Source organism: Candidatus Poribacteria bacterium (genome assembly GCA_021162805.1).
Taxonomy (GTDB): domain Bacteria; phylum Poribacteria; class WGA-4E; order B28-G17; family B28-G17; genus JAGGXZ01.
On sequence record JAGGXZ010000230.1, the window covers coordinates 1 to 17959 of the forward strand.

At 56.3% G+C, this 17959-nt stretch carries 13 protein-coding genes; 5 read left to right on the plus strand and 8 right to left on the minus strand.

Annotated elements, in window-relative coordinates; translation table 11 throughout:
• The first annotated feature begins 210 nt into the window (after window positions 1–210).
• Window positions 211–2895 carry a hypothetical protein gene (locus J7M22_19055; GenBank protein ID MCD6508704.1) on the plus strand — a complete coding sequence of 895 codons (2685 nt, stop codon included), beginning with the start codon at window positions 211–213 and terminating at the stop codon, window positions 2893–2895.
• An 8-nt stretch (window positions 2896–2903) separates the two neighbouring features.
• Here J7M22_19055 and J7M22_19060 read toward each other — a convergent pair whose 3' ends face one another.
• From J7M22_19060 to J7M22_19085, 6 genes are all read right to left on the minus strand, one after another.
• On the minus strand, window positions 2904–3989 hold the full coding sequence (locus J7M22_19060; protein ID MCD6508705.1) for a DUF4185 domain-containing protein: 1086 nt from the start codon (window positions 3987–3989) through the stop codon (window positions 2904–2906).
• Window positions 3990–4450: 461 nt separating this feature from the next.
• Window positions 4451–4879, minus strand: a complete 429-nt coding sequence (locus J7M22_19065) for a hypothetical protein (GenBank protein MCD6508706.1) — start codon at window positions 4877–4879, stop codon at window positions 4451–4453.
• A gap of 125 nt (window positions 4880–5004) precedes the next feature.
• Window positions 5005–5265 carry a hypothetical protein gene (locus tag J7M22_19070; protein ID MCD6508707.1) on the minus strand — a complete coding sequence of 87 codons (261 nt, stop codon included), beginning with the start codon at window positions 5263–5265 and terminating at the stop codon, window positions 5005–5007.
• Window positions 5247–6554: a hypothetical protein gene (locus J7M22_19075; GenBank protein ID MCD6508708.1), complete on the minus strand. Its 1308-nt coding sequence runs from the start codon at window positions 6552–6554 to the stop codon at window positions 5247–5249. Before J7M22_19075 ends, J7M22_19070 begins: the two co-directional genes overlap by 19 nt.
• Window positions 6555–6656: 102 nt before the next feature.
• Window positions 6657–7394 (minus strand): LamG domain-containing protein, encoded by a 738-nt coding sequence (locus J7M22_19080; GenBank protein MCD6508709.1) that lies wholly within the window; start codon window positions 7392–7394, stop codon window positions 6657–6659.
• 154 nt (window positions 7395–7548) lie between these two features.
• A complete protein-coding gene (locus J7M22_19085) occupies window positions 7549–8454 on the minus strand; it encodes a formylglycine-generating enzyme family protein (GenBank protein ID MCD6508710.1) in 906 nt (301 codons plus the stop codon).
• Between the two features lie 243 nt (window positions 8455–8697).
• Between J7M22_19085 and J7M22_19090 the strand changes: the two genes are divergently transcribed.
• The 4 genes from J7M22_19090 to J7M22_19105 are packed head-to-tail and all read left to right on the plus strand — an operon-like array spanning window position 8698 to window position 15207.
• On the plus strand, window positions 8698–10320 hold the full coding sequence (locus tag J7M22_19090) for a PD40 domain-containing protein (protein ID MCD6508711.1): 1623 nt from the start codon (window positions 8698–8700) through the stop codon (window positions 10318–10320).
• Entirely contained in the window at window positions 10317–12242 is a 1926-nt protein-coding gene (locus tag J7M22_19095; protein MCD6508712.1) for a hypothetical protein, read from the plus strand. Before J7M22_19090 ends, J7M22_19095 begins: the two co-directional genes overlap by 4 nt.
• 17 nt (window positions 12243–12259) lie before the next feature.
• On the plus strand, window positions 12260–13681 hold the full coding sequence (locus J7M22_19100) for an MBOAT family protein (protein ID MCD6508713.1): 1422 nt from the start codon (window positions 12260–12262) through the stop codon (window positions 13679–13681).
• 17 nt (window positions 13682–13698) lie between these two features.
• The gene (locus J7M22_19105) at window positions 13699–15207 is read left to right on the plus strand and encodes a hypothetical protein (protein MCD6508714.1); all 1509 of its coding nucleotides are present in this window, start codon (window positions 13699–13701) and stop codon (window positions 15205–15207) included.
• Between the two features lie 105 nt (window positions 15208–15312).
• On the opposite strand, the gene J7M22_19110 is transcribed toward J7M22_19105, so the two are convergent.
• Both J7M22_19110 and J7M22_19115 read right to left on the minus strand, forming a co-directional pair.
• On the minus strand, window positions 15313–16905 hold the full coding sequence (locus tag J7M22_19110) for a hypothetical protein (GenBank protein ID MCD6508715.1): 1593 nt from the start codon (window positions 16903–16905) through the stop codon (window positions 15313–15315).
• Window positions 16906–17472: 567 nt separating this feature from the next.
• Window positions 17473–17703: a hypothetical protein gene (locus J7M22_19115; GenBank protein MCD6508716.1), complete on the minus strand. Its 231-nt coding sequence runs from the start codon at window positions 17701–17703 to the stop codon at window positions 17473–17475.
• Between the last annotated feature and the right edge of the window lie 256 nt (window positions 17704–17959).

Sequence of the window (17959 nt, forward strand, 5' to 3'; positions counted from 1 at the left end):
TAGGTCGTTATTATCCACCCTCCCCCAACCCCTCCCATCTAGGGAGGGGAGCTTTAAGTTCCTCCCCCTCGATGGGGGAGGCTAGGTGGGGGTGAACTCAAATCACCTACAGATTTTTCATACACCCTGCGGGTTGACATCCTTTGACGCTGGTGATAGAATGAGCGACAAGGCGCTCAGATAAATAACGCTTTTAGGAGGACTCGTTCGATGGGAAGGTATCATTCAGCGCCGTTGGTCGGTCTGATGCTCATGGTGTTATGCGCCCACGGCTTAGCTGAGTGGCATTCTTTGGGACCTGGTGGGGGTGGATGGCTGTGGTCGCTCGCCGTAGCACCTGATGAGAAGGGCACCATCTATCTCGGATGTGATGTGGGCGGGATATACCGCAGCGATGATTTCGGCCGGTCGTGGAGGATCATCAACGCGGGGCTTGGCAATACCTATGTGTCCGCCATCGCTGTGGATCCCTCCAACCCTTCGGTGGTATATGCGGGCACCCATGGCGGGGTGTATAAGAGCACTGACAAGGGCGAACACTGGACCCTCAAGCGCAACGGCTTCCCGCCTATCGAAACCTGGGGGATAACCGCCCCCATCGCCGCCCTCGCGGTCGATCCCTCCGATGAGAGACATATCCTAGCCGGCATAGGCGAGCCGCGCAGGAGAACGCTTCCCAAAACCGCCAAGACCGCCGGTATTTTTGTATCATATGATGACGCGGAAAGCTGGCATCACATAGATAGACCCGCCGAACTGGCTTCCGCTCAGGTGTATTCGATCGTGTTCTCCCCCGATCGCCCCAAGCTTATCCTCGCGGCGACAACCGCGGGTGTGTTCCGAAGCGATGATGGCGGTCGCTCGTGGGAATCCTCCTCCCTCGGTTTGCCGGATTGCCCCGTTATGGAGATCGCCGCCGACGCTCAGCCGGGCCTTTTTTACGTCACCTTTTATGACGACGAAGCTAAAACCGGCGGAGTGGCGAAGAGCACCGATTGGGGGCACACATGGAAGGTGATCCGCAGCGCTGAAGGGCGTGATTTTCAGTATTGGCGCATCGTGACCGATCCCCGAACTCCGGGCATAGTATATGCCTCCGTCCGCCGGGGAAAGGGCATTTTCAAAAGCACCGACGGCGGCAAAAGGTGGAGGAGAATCACCCGCGACGACAACGTCCGTTCGGCCTGGTTCTACAGGGGCTTTACCTGCACGGCATTGGCCATCGATCCCCTCCGACCTGAGCGGCTTTATTACGCCAACGATATGGAGATCTACGGGACGACCGATGGGGGTGAGACCTGGGAGCAACTGTGCACGGATCTCGTCAGACCTCCCTCTCCGAGGGAGCCGGCGCTCTGGCGAGGACGAGGTGTTGAGACGACATGTTCGAGCTCGGCGGCGGTGGCGCGCGGATATCCTCAACTGCTCTACTTCGGCTACTGGGATACAGGCCTGTGGCGAAGCACCGACGGCGGACGGACATGGGCGTGGGTCACCCAATGGATGGGTTACGGAAAAGCCGCTGCGGTGGTGATAGACCCGGAGCGGCCATGGCGCGCATGGATGTCGTTCGGTCGAAACTACGGCCCTCATCGTATCTGGCGGACGGACGACTACGGACGCGACTGGCATCTCGTCGGATACGAGGACACCGGCTTGCCCACGGGAGCTATATTTTGCATCGTGCTGGACCCCACCAGCCCGCCGGATCGACGTGTCCTCTACGTTCCCGTAGTGGGGAATGGCATCTACAAATCGGAGGATGGCGGGTTGAGCTGGCGGCGGGTGGATGTGAATCTGGGCGAGAACCTCGCCTTCACCAATATGGCCCTGGACCCCTCCGATCCCCGCCGGCTATGGTTGGGCGTGCGGTATTCGCGTAAGGGTAGCAAGTTGGTGCCCGGCGGGGTGTTCTTAAGCGAGGACGGCGGCGTTCACTGGCGTAGGATCGCCGATATCCCCGAGCGCCCCCGAGTGTTCCCGGCGCCCTCTGATCCCCGGATCGTCTATGTGGCCGAGCGTGATTACTCCAGTGTCGGTCGCGGCGGCGTTTATAAGAGCGCGGACGGAGGGAAAAGCTGGCGAATGCCGGTCGAGCGACTTGACGCCGGAATAGGGAATCTCGCCCGCACTTATATCGCCGCCATCGCTGTAAATCCACACGACGCCGATGTGGTTTACGCCGCCTCGGTGGACGAGGGATACGACATCTCGTGCGGCAAGGGCGTGTTCGTCAGCCGCGATGGAGGCAACGCGTGGAAAGCCATGAACGAGGGATTGACGAAGCTCAACGTGCATAACCTCATCGTGGACCCTAACGATCCCAGGCGGCTTTACGCGGGCACGGGAGGTAACGGGTTTTTCCGTTGGGGGCCGGCGCCACCGGTGAAACCCCTGCCCGACCCACCCCCTCAGCCTCCCATCAGGCCGGACATAGAGTGTAACACCGCAACCGGCTGGAACACCAACGCGGAGATCAAGGAGATCACCGGATTTACCGAACAGCTATGGTGGGGGCGCGGTTATATCCTCATCCGCATCGACGGCGAACCACATACACTCCTCGTTCGGAAAGAATTGCCGCTCCCTCTGGATATCTCCTCCGCGAAGCTCGTGGCGATTCGCATGCGAGGTTGTAATGCAGATGGGACGGCGCTGGTGATAGCTCGGATCAGCCTATATGACCTCCATGGCAAGCGGCTTGTATACGAGAAAGATATTCGATTGCCGACCACATGGACGCTTGCCGAGCTTCCGCTGCGTGATTGGGCTGCTGATAAAGCCTTCAACTTTAAAGCCGTTAAGAGCGTGGAATTTCACATCTGGGCGCCATATGCCCAGGCGAAACCCTGTGAACTGGCGATCGGTTACATAGCGTTCAGGGATGTTCGATAAACCTCTCTTCATGGCGAGCTGGCCGAGCGCCTGAGAATCAGCGTGGCTTTCATCAGGTTGAACTGATCACCCCGGTCGCATATGTGCCACATCGTTCTGCCGTCCTCGCTCATCCATTTGGCCGGGAACATGTGCATCCAGGCCGGTCGGTTCGGCGAGGCGCCCTTCGGGTCAGGGGTGTATGTCCACTCGGGCAGATCCTTCCCATAGGCGGCTGTGGTCCAAGGCCCCCAAGGCTCCGGAGCGTCGAAAATCCCCCATTCACCCGAATCGCCGTTGTGGCGGACACAAAGCAGATACCGCTTCAAAACCGGATGATAAACGCATGTCACGCCCCACTCCGTGCCGTTCGGATCGACAAATACCGGCTTCTGTTTCGTGATATATTTCGTCCATTTTGGGTTTCCCCTCTCGTCGAGTCCGGCGAAGAACTCACAGGCGTTTCGATCGGCGAGCTTATCCTTCGGAACCCTGAACAGCGCGAGACCATCTCTCCAGGGTTTGTCGCTGTAGCCGTAGATGTAGTTGTCACGAGCGCCTCGGTAAGCCCTGCCAAACTGGATTATCCCCGGCGAGGCAAAGGCAGCTCCTGGTTCATTAAACACTTGCCCCAGATCCCTCCAGCTCATACCGAGATCCCTCGATACCCACAGGTGGTTGTTGGTCCAGACATCCTGCTCGACGACGTAGATATAGATGGCGTCATCTATGGCGATTATACCGCTGCTCACCTTGCCGAGGATAGGGCGTTGTTTCGATAAGGGGTTCAGCCCTCCCCATACGTTGACGGCGCGCCAGTTTGGAGGCATCCCCTCTATCCTGGCTATCCCGAGGCTCGACCGCCCCAGGGAGTTTGTCCCGCCGAACCCCCCGCCATCGCCCCAGGCTACGTATATGTTATCGTCGGCTGCCCAGGTGTATCCGAACTGATCGCTCCCCGGAGCGGCTTTGACCCATGTATCGTTGTGAAAGACGATCCTCTTTATCACTGGGCTGGGCGGGTAAGGAGGGCGATCGGACCCCACGACGCTCAACCCGGCGGACGACAGCATGAAGACCGCCCAGCATAGAACCGTCTTGCCTTTTATCATCATCTTACCCTCACTTAACCTCGTTGGTATTGCCAAATCCATCGGCTGAAACGCCGGAAATAAGCTGGGAAGAGGTAATGAAACTTTCCCCCTCCTAAGAACCCTTATATCTACTGGGTTCCAACACTAGCCAGTTACACAGAAATTACAACATCGCGGGGGAGTTGTCAAGCGGCACAGACGGGGCTCACCGCCATGCCCGTCGCCGGCGTCACAGCCCCGGTCACGTTTGAGGGGTTCATAGTGATCGCCAGTGCCGAACACGTCGCCACCTGGATCGCCGCTCGCGCTTTGAATCCGGAGGTACAGTTAGCCGGATCGGAGAAATCAACGCTCAGACAAGCGAGATACGGAGCTCGAGGCGGCCTCGAGATAATCGCAGAGCAGACGTATATTTCTGATGAAGACCCGCATCTCGATATATCCTTTCCTAACCCACCGCCCCTTATCGTCCAGGGAGGAAATCACCCTACGGACGCGAGGTGCGAGCGATCTGCGTCGCCTCTCCATCTCCTTCGGCGAGGGCCGTCTGGTCTGTAATACGTCCATCCTCCGGACTCCAACTGTCCCCAGGCGAGAGCGTCTCCAGCCTCTTTGGCCGCCTCCAGATATCTCTTATCCCCCGTCACCTCATATGCTCTCAGGAAGATCATACCGACGGAGGGCGTGCCCGGCGGTTGAACCCAGATCTGGGTCTGGCTCGCCTTTCCCTCGCCCCACCGTTCTTTCAGATCCTCCGAATACTTCCACAGGTACCCTCCATGTGTGGAGATGGATCGAAGGAACTCCGTCGCTCTCTCAAGCGCTTTCAAAGCCTCTCCGGCGAAGGGGTCGGTGTACCGGATTTCACCGGCTGTCCCGAAAGCGACGATCATCAAAAGGGTCCCTAGCAAAGCGAGTCCTCTCATTTTATCCGTCCCGTTCACAGCTTCACGAAATCCTGTGGAATGCTCCGCCGCTTGTGGCAGAGAGCTTCACCGTACCCAACCTACACAGAAGCAGCCGCACCCTCATAAACTCAGTCCATGGGATGCTCGATGAGCAAAACGGGGCGAACGATGCCGCCTAAGAACAGCTCAGTTACCCGTGAATGATCCACCCGCACGGCTGCCACGTTATCATCCTCTCGAACCAGATCGGTTATCTCCACCTCAAAGGGCACGCGAGGCTTCGGCTGTTCCCCGATCTTTCGCCCGTTGAGGTAAACCTCAGCCGCCCCATCTATCTCGGCGAAGAAAAGGAAGAGCCTCGAAGGTCGTCTCAGCTGCCCCTTCCGGATCGCCGGCTATTCCTCATCAAGTAATCCTCGATCGCTCGTATCTCCCCGTCCGAAAGCTCCTCCTCGTAATACATAACTTCGGCTATATGGCCGGTGAAATGACAGCCCGAACTCCGTTCCTCCCCGTCATGGAACCGGGTCCCGCCGTAAACCCCGCCTATGCTAGCCCAATAACCGTATCCCCAAAGCCGGGCGACCCCGGTTTTTCGACCCAGCTCCCTCCCGTTGAGAAACCCTTTCAACCTGTTTCCAAAACGGTTGTAAGTCAGCATAGCGCAGTAGAGGGAGTTCGGGACGACCGGCCCGCTGAGGTAAGCGGGTTCCCATCCCGCCCTCACGTTGAACCCGCCGATATACACTCTTCCGCCCTGAACGTAGATGTTCAACCCCAAAAATCTGTCGCCCTGCTTGAAAAGCACCTGTCTTCTCCTCACGTCCTCCCCCGTCCTAAACAGGATTACTATTGTCCTCTCGTTGATCCATCCCCCGGCGCTGATTCGGGGCCAACGGCTCCGCAGCTCGTCGTCCTCCCCGTCGAACGCTAAAGCGGGCTTACCGTTTATGGCTTTGGGGACCCACAGGGGGGCTTTCATATCGGACGGCTGATAGAACCTATGTCCGTTACCGGATTGATCGAGCCAGACCGTCACCTCACCGCTGGGTCCTCTGCGCAGGTCGGCGTCCGCCTTGAGCCACAGTATCAAACCTCGGGTCGGCAATGAGCGCATAGAGGGGTTCCCCTCCGGGTTGACGATCACCCTCACCGTATCGCTCGACGAGTATTTCCCGTCGCTCCCCGTCAAACGCAGGAGGTAAACCCCGGGCACCTCGAAGATCGCCGTCGTATCCAGAGCGTTCCCCTCGGAGAAAACGACCCTCCCCGGCCCACTAATCACGCTCCATACCACCGACACCTCCAACGGTGGGTCGGGCAATCCGTCATCGGTGAGGGTGCCGTTCAATCGAACGGACGTGACGGGGAAGGTGGCGTATCTGTCGGCTCCGGCGTCGATCGCCGGAGGCTCGTCCCCATCGTCGTGGATGGTGTAGATGTGTTTCATTTTATCGCCCAGCCTAGCGTTTTCGGGATCGTACAGCGAGATCTCCACCGTCTCGTCCCCTTCCTCTATCTCGTCGTAGATCACATCCATCCATATCCGCTTCAGAGTCTCGCCCGGATCGAATCTCAACCGTCCTCCCTTCAACAAATAGTCCTCCCCTTCGCTCGCCGTGCCGCCCGTCGCCCTGTATCCCACCGCCACCCTCCTCTCGGAGGGCTCGCTCAGCACCACCACGAAGAAGGCGGAAGGATACTTTCCCTATCTTCAACCTCCCAGCGCTCATAATCCCTGCCCCTTTGATTTTGAAGGCGATCCGCCTTTCCCCCTTGATCATCTGATCTTTACTGAAGCCCAGATGATCGGCAATTTGCCCTTAGCCCTCACGGGAGTCGGACCTTTCATAGCCTCCTTTATCTCATCAGCCGAAAGGGCGCGATTGTATATGCGAACCTCATCGATCACTCCAGGGAAGAAATCCGTCGGCCTACCGTAATCATCCGCACCTATCCACAGCTCAAGGTCGGACGGCGCTATCGGCTGGCCTATCTCCTTCTTGCCCTCAAGCCCGCCGTTTATGTAGACCCGAAGCGTCTTACCGTCGAACGTCCCGGCGAAGTGATACCACTCTCCTATCTTCCACTCCTTCCTCTTGGATTCGACGAAGTCGTTGTTCGGTTTGACCAGCAACTCGATGGCGTTCGGGTCGCCGAAGTCGAACATGACGAAATATGAGTTGTTCTTCGACATCATCCGACGTCTTGTCAGCGACTCGCTCGGCTTGAACCACGCCATGATGCTCAGGGCATCCGTCAGATCGAGCGAATTGTCGTCCGGCACGGCCACGTAACCGCTTTCGCCGTCGAACTTCAATGCCGATCCGTATACCCCGTCAACCCATTCGACCTTACCGACGAACTTGCCGTCGTTGCCGTTTCCGGAGGCGTCCTTCACGGTTTTGCCTCCGCCCTCATCGAACGGCCAATATCCGACAAGACCTTCCCCCACCCCGGCATATGATGAAAGCCAGGGCACCAGAAGACAGAGCGTGAAAAGGATGACTCTTCGCATATTCCCCCTCCTCGTATAATTATTTCGATCATATTCTCTTAGAGCGTAGCATATCTCCCCCTCGTCAAGCAGAAAAATCAGCCATCCTCCACCGCCGGAGCGATGAACATCCAGGTATACAATCCCTTCCTCGCCTCAGAGGCGACCTTAGGTTCTAAGGGGCCTTCCTCACGCAGCGGAACCCTATGGTATCGCGTGCGAAGCAGGCGTCCTGAAATCCAGGCTCCTCACCCACCCGATAGGATGAACGGCAGGCATCGGCGCTCGAGCTCCATGATCCGCCCCGCAGAACGTACCTCTCCCCATCGGCCGGGCCTCGGGGGTTTCTCTCGGGGCTGCTCCTGTAGTAGTTCTCGCCGTATATGTCGTTACACCACTCGGCCACGTTCCCGTACATGTCGTAAAGCCCCCAGGGATTGGGTTTCTTCCGCCCCACAGGGTGCGTCCTGCCGAGCGAGTTCTCGGCATACCAGGCGTATTCCCTCAGCCTGCGGGCGTCGTTGCCGAAGAAGTAATTCGTATCGGTTCTGGCCCGACAGGCGTACTCCCACTCCGCCTCCGTCGGGAGCCGATATCCGTTTGCCTGAAAGTTACACTCGCCCGTCTCCTCATCGTAGCACGGCTCAAGCCCCTCCGCCCGCGATCGGGCGTTGCAATACAGAGCCGCCATCGCCCAGCTTATCTGCTCCACAGGTCTATCGGGGCCTTTGAAATGGGATGGGTTGCCGAGCATCAGCTTGGCGTATTGCTCCTGGGTCACCTCATATCTGTCCATCAGAAAGGAGTCAACCCACACCCTATGGACGGGCGACTCGTTTGACCTTCCTCGATCGCTTCCCATCTCAAACCATCCGCCGGGGATCAGTACCATTTCCACGCCGCTTTTCGTTCTGATGATCTTGGGCGTTTTGGCTGTCCTCCCGGAGCCTCCGCTCCTCCCGCAGGATGCCCCAAACAGGGCGATGAGGAGCAAAAGCAGGATCACCGCTATCGTTTCAGCGGCGCCCAATCCGGCTCCTTGTTGCATCTGCCGGCGGAGTTCCTCTATCCTCTCCCTCAACGTCACACCTTCCCTTTTTCATCTCATGAAGACCGAGATACGGCCCTACACCGTTTCGATTGATCCTTACGAATTATACCTTCCTTACAGAGCTAAGACAAGGAGTAGGGGCTAGGCATTCAGAGAAGAATACCTAGCCCCTTATTTAACAGAGATTTAACAACCTTGAAATAACCTCTAAAACCTCTCATGTTAAAATGTCCTCGACAGATAAACACATCAAGTTGAGGACAGGGGACTAAGATGAGACGTATCAAGGGGCTTGAGGTAACAACATCGATCTTCCTCATCTTAATCTCGGCGCTGATGGGGTTTGCGAAGCCAAACCTACCGGATGTCAACGGGTTCATAGTCTGGACGTCCAACCGGGATGGTGATTGGGAGATCTTTCGGATGAACCTGGACGGGACCGATAGGAAGCAGCTGACGCGCAATAACTCTCCCGATACGACGGCGAAGATCTCGCCGGATGGGAGGATGATAGCGTGGACGAGGGAGCGGCGAGGAAGAAGGGAAGTCTGGGTGATGAACGCCGACGGATCGAATCAGCACAAGGTGGTCTCGAACGCCAGCATGGGTGTATGGCTATCGAGGAGCGAGATTGTCATCTTCCGAGGGAGAAACGAGGTTGAGACTTACGTCCATGATCTGAAGAGCGGATCGGAGAGGAGGACCTGGCCTCCTAAAGGGGCTAGGCTGAGGCCCCGCGAGGTTCGAGGCGCAACGCCCTCACCGAACGGGAGATATTTCGTGGGCTGGTCTCCCAACCCCCGAGGAACGTGGATTTTCAGCTCTGACGGTAGGTTCCAGAAACACATACATGGGGGCTGCGAGGGTCATTTCGCCCCCGACGGTTCCTTCGTCTACTGGGTGATGTCACCGGGCACGTTCGGCAAGGCCTCGCTAAAGGGCGAGATATCCGGCGAGCTTTACAAGGTTGATCAAAACAAGATGTGGTATGGGCATACTTATTTCCCCCAGCTCTCATCTGATATGCGCTACCTCGTCTACGGCGCTTGTCCCAACAATCAACACGATCATAACACCTCGGACTACGAAATCTTCCTGATGAGGATGAAAGGGCTGAAACCCGCCTGGAGTTGGCCGCTTCGGCTGACGTATCACCCCAAAACGGATAGATGGCCGGACATATTCATACAAGGAGGTAAGAGGCGGTCGAGGGAGCGGGTGAGATCGGGACTGATCGCCCTATACGCCTTCACTGAGGGTAAGGGGACGGTCGTTCACGACATCAGCGGGGTTAACCCGCCTTTGAACCTTCGGATAAAGGACCCAAAAGCCATCAGATGGATCAAGGGTGATAACGGCGTGGAGTTTGTCAAATCGAGTATGATCATAAGCGAAGGCGGAGCGGAAAAGCTGCTCAGGAAACTCAGATCGACAGGGAAGCTCTCGATCGAAGTCTGGGTTCAACCGGCGAATCTGCGACAAACCGGCCCTTCACGTATAGTGTCCATGTCGAAGGACCCGCTTAACCGGAATTTCACGCTCGGCCAGATAAAGTCGGATATAGCCTATAGGCTGAGAACGACGAAAACCAATCCGAACGGCATACCAGAATTGGATACGACGAGTCGGGTTCTTGACGGGGGAGTGGTGCATCTTGTCGCAACCTATGACGGCAGGGTGAAGCATCTTTATGTAAACGGGGTGAGACATCCCGAATCTCAGAGGATGAGCGGCGATTTCCGAAAGTGGAACTCCTTTCCGCTCATCATAGGAAACGAAGCAACGGGCGATAGAACCTGGCTGGGGAAGGTCTTTCTGGTGGCGATCTACGACCGCCCGCTCAGACCAGATGAGGTGATGAGGAATTACAGGGCAGGATGGAGGATCGAAAGATGAGGCGAGTTCCCCTGACGCTCTTGATACTGCTAGCCCTATCCTCCCTAGCCTTATCCGGGGGTTTAATCTCAGACAAGGTGGCGATAGGAAGGTTCAACAGATCGTATAACCGGTTGAGCTCCAGGGTCATGATGAGATTCATCGAAAAACCCACGCTTGCAGCCCTCGACTACGCGGCATATCATGCAAACGTGATGTTAAATCAGCCGGAGCCCGAGGACTTCGTTCGGCCCCCGGAACCTCTATCGCTCGAGGAACTCAGCTTTGGCGGCGCACTCTCTCCGCCCTCGCTGAGGGACAGGATAGAGCAGACGCCTCTCACCAGGGAGGAAATCTCCTCACCGATGGCTTGGTCGCCGATGATGGATTACCTGGCCGAGTGGAATTACGACGAGTCCTTGGAGCTCATGATGGTCGGTGCAAAGGTTAGCGGTGAGAAATGGGGAAATCCAAGGCTTTCCATTCCCCCTCAGAGTATCACCACCGCCTACCTTCACGGCCCGAAAGGCAAGGAGGAGATCTGGGTCAAGGTGGAGTTCAAACCGTGGGTGAAATTCCTCAAAGGCGTCGACGATGAGGATAAGGACGGATTCCCGGAGATATACGGCAGGATAGATCCAAGGAGATACTCACGCAGATTAATCGCCAGGCTTAAAGGCCATTACCTCTCCAAGCTGTTAAGCGCCTCGGAGGTAGAGGATTACTTCCACGAACTTTCGTCCAATTGGTATGAGAAGTACAACACGGATATGCTGGATGTGAACCTCAACCGTCCGTGGCCTAACCTTCAAACTGAACCGGAGATCGTTAAGGAGCTCGGAGGTATAATCGTTCGAAACCCCACGGCCATAATCAAGGGCAGACCCTTCGGTAGGCCGATATATAACCTCTTCGTCGTCGATCCGCCCGATGAAAACATGAAGGCTAACATCGAAAGATGGAAGTCGGAGCTGCAAAGATGGGGGGATGGGAGCTGGGAAAGATGGCGGGGGAAGATCTCGGGTTTTCAAAAGGATATCCGCGATATACTTTCCAAGTTGCCGAAGGGAGCCAAAGGGATAGAGGGCAGAAACGGGTTCCTCTTCTTCCGCGGATCGCTCGAATATATCCTCAGCGGCGATCTTCGAAAACAGCGTAACGATCCCTTCCCCGCCATAGTTGATTACAAAAACAGGCTCGGGAAAAAGGGGATAGACATGTTGTTCGTGATCGTTCCGGCGAAGCCGGAGTTGTACCCCGAAAAGCTCTCCGATCATGCCCCCGACAGGAATGGGCCGTATGTCACCCCCTACACCAGGAAGTTCCTCCTTGAGCTCGCCGAGGCAGGGGTAGAGACGATCGATCTGCTGCCCGCCTTCATGCGGGAGAGGGACCAAGGGGATGAGCCGATCTACATGAAGCTCGACACGCATTGGTCCAACAGAGCCATCCGAATCGCCGCCCATCTTATAGCTGAAAGGATCAAACGTTATCCCTGGTTTAAGGAGGTGTGCAGATCTCCGATAAGATACAGAACCAGAGAGGTGGAGGTGGTCAGATTAGGAGATATAAGGGGGATGCTTCCCGAGGAGGAGAGGATCAAATATCCGCCGATGAGGCTCAAGGCACAGCAGGTCTTAAATCCTGATGGGAGCCCGTACAGGGATGATAAATCCTCTCCGATAGTGATCCTGGGGGATAGCTTCTGCGGCGTATTTCACTTCGAAGACTGCAAACATGCTGGGATCTCGGCCCATATCGCCAAGGAGATCGGCATGCCCGTCGATCTGATTATGGCATACGGCAGCGGCCCCAGGATACGTAAGCTCTTCGCCCGAAGGGGCAAGGATGCCATCCGAAGTAAGAGATTGGTAATCTGGATGACGGCGGCGAGAGATCTGTATAACTATTGGGCGCCGTGGGAGATCGTGCCGGTGCCATGAGGAGGTAAAGTCGGGAGATGGTATTCGCATCGCACATATTCATCTTCTACTTCCTCCCCACGGCGTTGCTCCTATATTATCTCGTCCCCAGGAAATCGAAACACCTGATTTTGACGATCGTCAGCTACATCTTCTACGGGTGGGCTAACCCCTGGTATATCCTGCTCATCCTAGCATCAACGGCGGTGGACTACCTATGCGGGTTGATGATAGCCGGCAGGATCACCCTCTTTCCCTCCTCATCCCACACTCAACGCAGGTTGGCCGTCTTCATCTCGGTGGTGACCAACCTTTCGCTTCTCGGCTTTTTCAAGTACTTCGCCTTTGCCCAATCCAATCTGAACGCGATCCTTCAGGCCTTCGGAAGGGAGGCATTTGAGGTGCTCAGGATCACCCTGCCCGTCGGGATCTCCTTCTACACGTTTCAGTCGATGAGCTACACGATAGATCTCTATCGAGGTCATGCGCGACCGGCGAACTCTTTCGTGGATTTCGCCTGTTACGTCTCGATGTTTCCCCAGCTTGTCGCCGGCCCGATCGTCCGATATAGCGATATAGCCGATCAGCTCATCCACAGAACCTGCACGCTTGAGAAGTTCTCGCGCGGGATGATCTTCTTCATCCTGGGCTTCGCCAAAAAGGTGCTTCTGGCCAATCCGATGGGGGAAGTGGCGGATGCCTCGTTCAACGCCGGATCGCTGACATGGTATGATGCTTGGATAGGGGTTATAGCATACGCCTTTCAGATCTACTTCGACTTCAGCGGATACTCGGATATGGCGATAGGACTGGGATTGATGCTTGGATTCCAGTTCTCCAAGAACTTCGACTCTCCGTATCACGCCGAGAGCATCACGAGCTTCTGGCGTCGCTGGCACATATCGTTATCCTCATGGCTTCGGGACTACCTCTATATCCCTTTAGGGGGCAACCGTAAGGGCCGAAAGCGGACATACTTCAACCTCATGACCGTCATGCTGCTGGGAGGGTTATGGCACGGGGCTCAGTGGAAATTCGTCATATGGGGCGGAATCCACGGATGTATGCTGGCCTTCGAGAGGATGCTCGGCAAGGAAAGCCCTTACCGGTTTCTCCCAAGAGCCTTTCGGGTGATGATCACCTTCACGATAATTCTGATCACGTGGGTGTTCTTCAGGGCCGATAGCTTAAGGGAGGCCCTCAGGTATCTGGGCTATATGTTCGGGCTGAAGGGAGCATGGCATACCTCCCTTCTGCTCGGATCGATCATCTATACGCCCTATCACCTGATCATCATGTTCACCTGCGCGGCCGTCACCTGGTTCGGGAAACAGTCATGGGATTTCGCCCAAAGTGGAATCACTCCGCTGAAGCTGACGATGTTGATACCGCTTTTCATCCTAACCTTGGCGACGCTTTTCACTCAGGGTTTCAATCCGTTTCTCTACTTCCAGTTCTAATCAGGGGGTTTCAAGGGATGAGGGGAAATCTTAAAACCGAACGGGATAAGAGGGGTTTAATGCTTCTATCGTTGATCCTGTTCCTACTCCCCCTGTTTTCCGTCCCCATCATCCAATTGATATATGAGAAAGCCAAAGGCAGGCCGGTTCAGGAGTTGGATCTCTTCAAACGTCTTCCCACAGCCTCATATCTGAGGGAGTATCAGGACAGGCTTAAGGATCAATCTGTGGTGGCGAGGTTCACCAGGAGAAGATACCAGTGGCTGTTGACCGATCTGCTCAGACGTGGAAACAGCAAGGTCATCGTCGGCCGGGACGGATGGCTCTTTTACCGTCCGGCCGTGGATTACATAGTCCGTCCCGAGCTGCGTCCCGAAGTTTTAACGGCCATCCTTACCTTCCATAGATCCCTGAAGGCTCATGGAATCGATCTGATCCTGGTTCCCGTTCCCGTCAAAGCGACCATCTATCCGGAGCACCTCTCCAAGAGATACGATCCAAATTGGGGGCCAGCCATGAACCGACATGTCGGGGAACTCTTCGATCGGCTTCGTGCCTCGGGGGTGAAGGTGTTCGACCTAACCCACCTTCTATGGGAGAGGAGATGGAAAGGGGATAGTCTCCTCTATCTCCCACAGGATACCCATTGGTCGCCCTCCGGTATGAGTATAGTCGCCAAAGCCCTTGCAGAGGAGATCAAGAGGGAGGGATGGCTTGATGGAGTAGAGAGGACGCGGTTTTACACGGAATCCGTCAGCCTGAAACGACACGGCGATCTCTATGATATGCTCCAACTGCCCTATGAAAGCAGAAGGTTGAGGCCGACCGAAATTCGTATCGAGAGGGTTCTTCACGGCGCGGGCGATCCTGTCCTCCCAGATCCCTCCTCGCCGATAATCCTCCTCGGCGATAGCTTCACGAACGTCTACTCTCAGGCGAAGATGGGATGGGGAGATCACGCCGGCTTTTCAGAACATCTGTCGTTTGAGATGGGCATACGGCTCGATGTGATCGCCATAAACGGCGGAGGATCAACGGCATGTAGGGAAGCGTTGATCAGGAGACAAAGCGCTTTGTCCGGCAAAAGACTTGTCATATGGCAGTTCACAACCAGAGACCTCGCCGATCCGGAGAGCGAATGGAAGGTGTTGGAGGTTCCTCCGCCTTCCATCCCCATCGCAAGGGCTGACGGAGATGAACTGACGGTGGTCGGTGAGACAACCCTCGTCTCCTTCGTCCCAGATCCCATGCAGGTTCCATATACCGAGTGTCTCACGTATGTCAAATATAAAGTTCTATCGGTCGAGGACGGGGTTTATGATGGCAAAGAGCTCCTGGCGGTGTTTTGGGGGATGAGGGATTCCAAGCTCATGCCGGCGGCAAGGTTCAAGGTGGGCGAAAGGCATCGGCTTATCCTCGAGCCGTTAAGCGAGCATCCGGAGTTAAACCACATCATGCGGGCGGACGATACGGACGCTTACGATCTCACCCCGTTCTGGGCAGTGAAGTTCACCCGCCTCAAATAGGAGACGTAAGAAAGCCGGCCGCTGAGCAGCCATGAACATAAACGTTCTATGTTCGCCGCCGAGGTTTGCGGCTGTCAGGCGAAGTGCGGGACGACATCGGGTAATCTACTCGGCAGGCTCCTGTCGAGTGACGATCGGCACGTATCCCACCTCCAGCCCCGGCGGAGGAGTCACGATGAGCGCAGGGTCAATGCTTGCCAATCTGCCGACCTCCGGTGGCGGCAGGTAGTCTCGCTCCTTTCGCCAGAGCCGATGGATCATCTCGACGCGCGCTTGTAGCTCCTCCCGTTCCTCGTCGGTCAGGTCGGCGTTCAACAGAGCCGGTTGATCGGCGAAGCGATACCAGTAATAGGTCACGAGGCTTCCATCGCCCAGGCGGACCTGAAACGGTCCTGCGACCGGCCCGGGTTTCTTCCAACAGCTGTCCGGCTCCTCAGGCGTCACATAAGCCTCCGGCGGAGGCTCTGCGGGTGGTCGGAATTCGTATTTCGTTAACCCTGTCTCCGGTGGAACTTGATCGGGAAGGACAGGCACCCATCTCGCCTTGTCACCCTCCTTCACCAGATGGTAGTACTCCGGAAGCCTGACGAGCCGACAGCTTCCGTAGCTTCTCGTCGTCACGAGCTGCCGATTCCACCTGAAGCCGAACGTGACAGGATCGGATGCCACAGGGGTCGCAAAGGAGCTCCAATCGACAGGCGCTCGTTCCTCCTCAGGCATGTCCGGGGTGTGGATCCGCCATGTGGCCCAACCGTTTCCGGGGAAGGTGTGGACACGAGCAGCTCGGATGTTGATTCGATCGACAGGCGAGCCTCCCTGAAACCACCTCTCCACAGCGTTCCAAAGCGCATCTTTGCTGTACGAGATGACCTTATGCACGAGGGTCCCCACACCATCCGGTCCTACTGGGAAGTCCGTCGGAGCTATACGGGCATAAGTTTCGCCTCTGGAATCGGAAGCGATCACAGCGGGGATATACTGTGTCTCCATCTGCAGCGCCCTGTTGGGGTCTGAAGGTCGGCTGTCGAGGAACATGCCCGCCAGGGTAGGATCATCGAGTGATGGTTTTGACCAGAAGTAAGGAAGGAAGAAGGCCACCGGCCCTTTGAAGTTGGCCGTGTTGAGGAAGAGGGTCCAGCAGTGATTGCCGGTCGGCACATCCTTGCCGGCGGTTCCGGATTTGGGTCGGGTCAGCGGCAGAGGCAGGTATCCGTATCCGAACAGCTCTCCACAGGCGCCCTGTTTCAGGTTTAAGCCATCCGGCGGCCACAGGAGCCATGGGCTCAGCTGTGCAACCCCGTACTTGCCCAGCGGCCGACTCCAATCCCTGCCTTTCCCCGCCCCCGGCCCGTTGGCCCATGCGGAAAAGTTCAGGGCGACGCCGCCCATGATGAACTTGGGCGTGATGGTGGCGAAGCGTGTATCCCTCCACCACCCCAGACCGCCTTCGATGTCAGAATAGAGCTCCCTTGAGGGAGGTTTCTCATACTGGGCGAACATCCAGGTGCTGACCAGGCCGCTCTGGAAGCGATGGCCCGGATACTCCTCCAGCAGCGGCCAGGCGGCCACATACATGGAGAAACCGCCGTTATAGCTCGGTTCAACCCGTTCGTTAGGTATAATCAGATAGCCCGCAAGCACCGCCTCCCGGATCTCCCCGGCGTGGGTCTCCGGAGATGAAGGCAGGGCAAAGGCCATAACAGCGGTGCTGAGCAGCCATGAACATGTTTTACTGCTGAACATCATAAACCCTCCACGGAGGAGATATATGTGGAATCTAGCACATCCTTACCCCTTCGTCAAGAGGTTTGGGGAGAGAGAGATGGCCGGATAGGCAAGCCTATCTTCCTGAAGGCTGTGAGCTCCAAAGCTCCCGCAGCCTGTAGTATACAGGGCGGCGGGCGTGGCGATCCGAGGTGATCGCGCCCATGGTGTTGATCCCCGAGCGTGCACCTCGTCGAGCAGTCGGCAGCAGCGAGTGGTTAGGCACCATTATGTTCCCTGATCACGAGAAGAAACGCTCATAATCATCGTGGTGACCAATCCAAAACCACGTAACCGTATCTCCCTCAAGGAGGCCAACCGCACGATAACCTCGTGTTATCCGCACAGACCAGATGTTTCCCTCACGGTTGACGCACTTGAAATGCAAAGAGGGATGAAAGGGATTCTGCGCCCACAACCGAAAGGCCCTCCTGGCCTTACGTTTAACCCCCTCGTCAAGGGAAGCATAAGCCTCCCAGAATGAAGGCAATGTAGCCGATTTCATAGCCGCTCAAAGTCCATAGGTTCTGCTTTGCCGGCGGCGATTTCCTCTTTGGCACGACGGGCCGCCGCAATGAGTTTATCTTGGGTGCGCTTGAATAGCTTATCCCATTGGAGCTCATCCTGCAGGTCCAAGATATACTCTCGTAGATGTTCCACTACACGTTCTTGCATTTCCTCGGGCAAAGATTCTAACATTTTCTCTACTGTCACAATTGCCGTAGAAGGCATTCTTCATTCCTCCACATAAATGTATTTAATCCAACTGACTATACTTAATTGTACCTGCAAGAGACTAGGTAGGCAAGTGCCTGACGACCAAGATCACCGTGCGGACCAGGGGGAGTGGGCTTGGAAGAACAGAAAACCTTCGTTGACCGAAAGAACGTCCAAGTGCCACAGCGGTAGCCCGCTCCGGTGCATCGCCTCGTTAGGTGGCGAGTCACTCTCTCACTCCTCACTCTTTTTCAGTTCTCCCAAACTACCC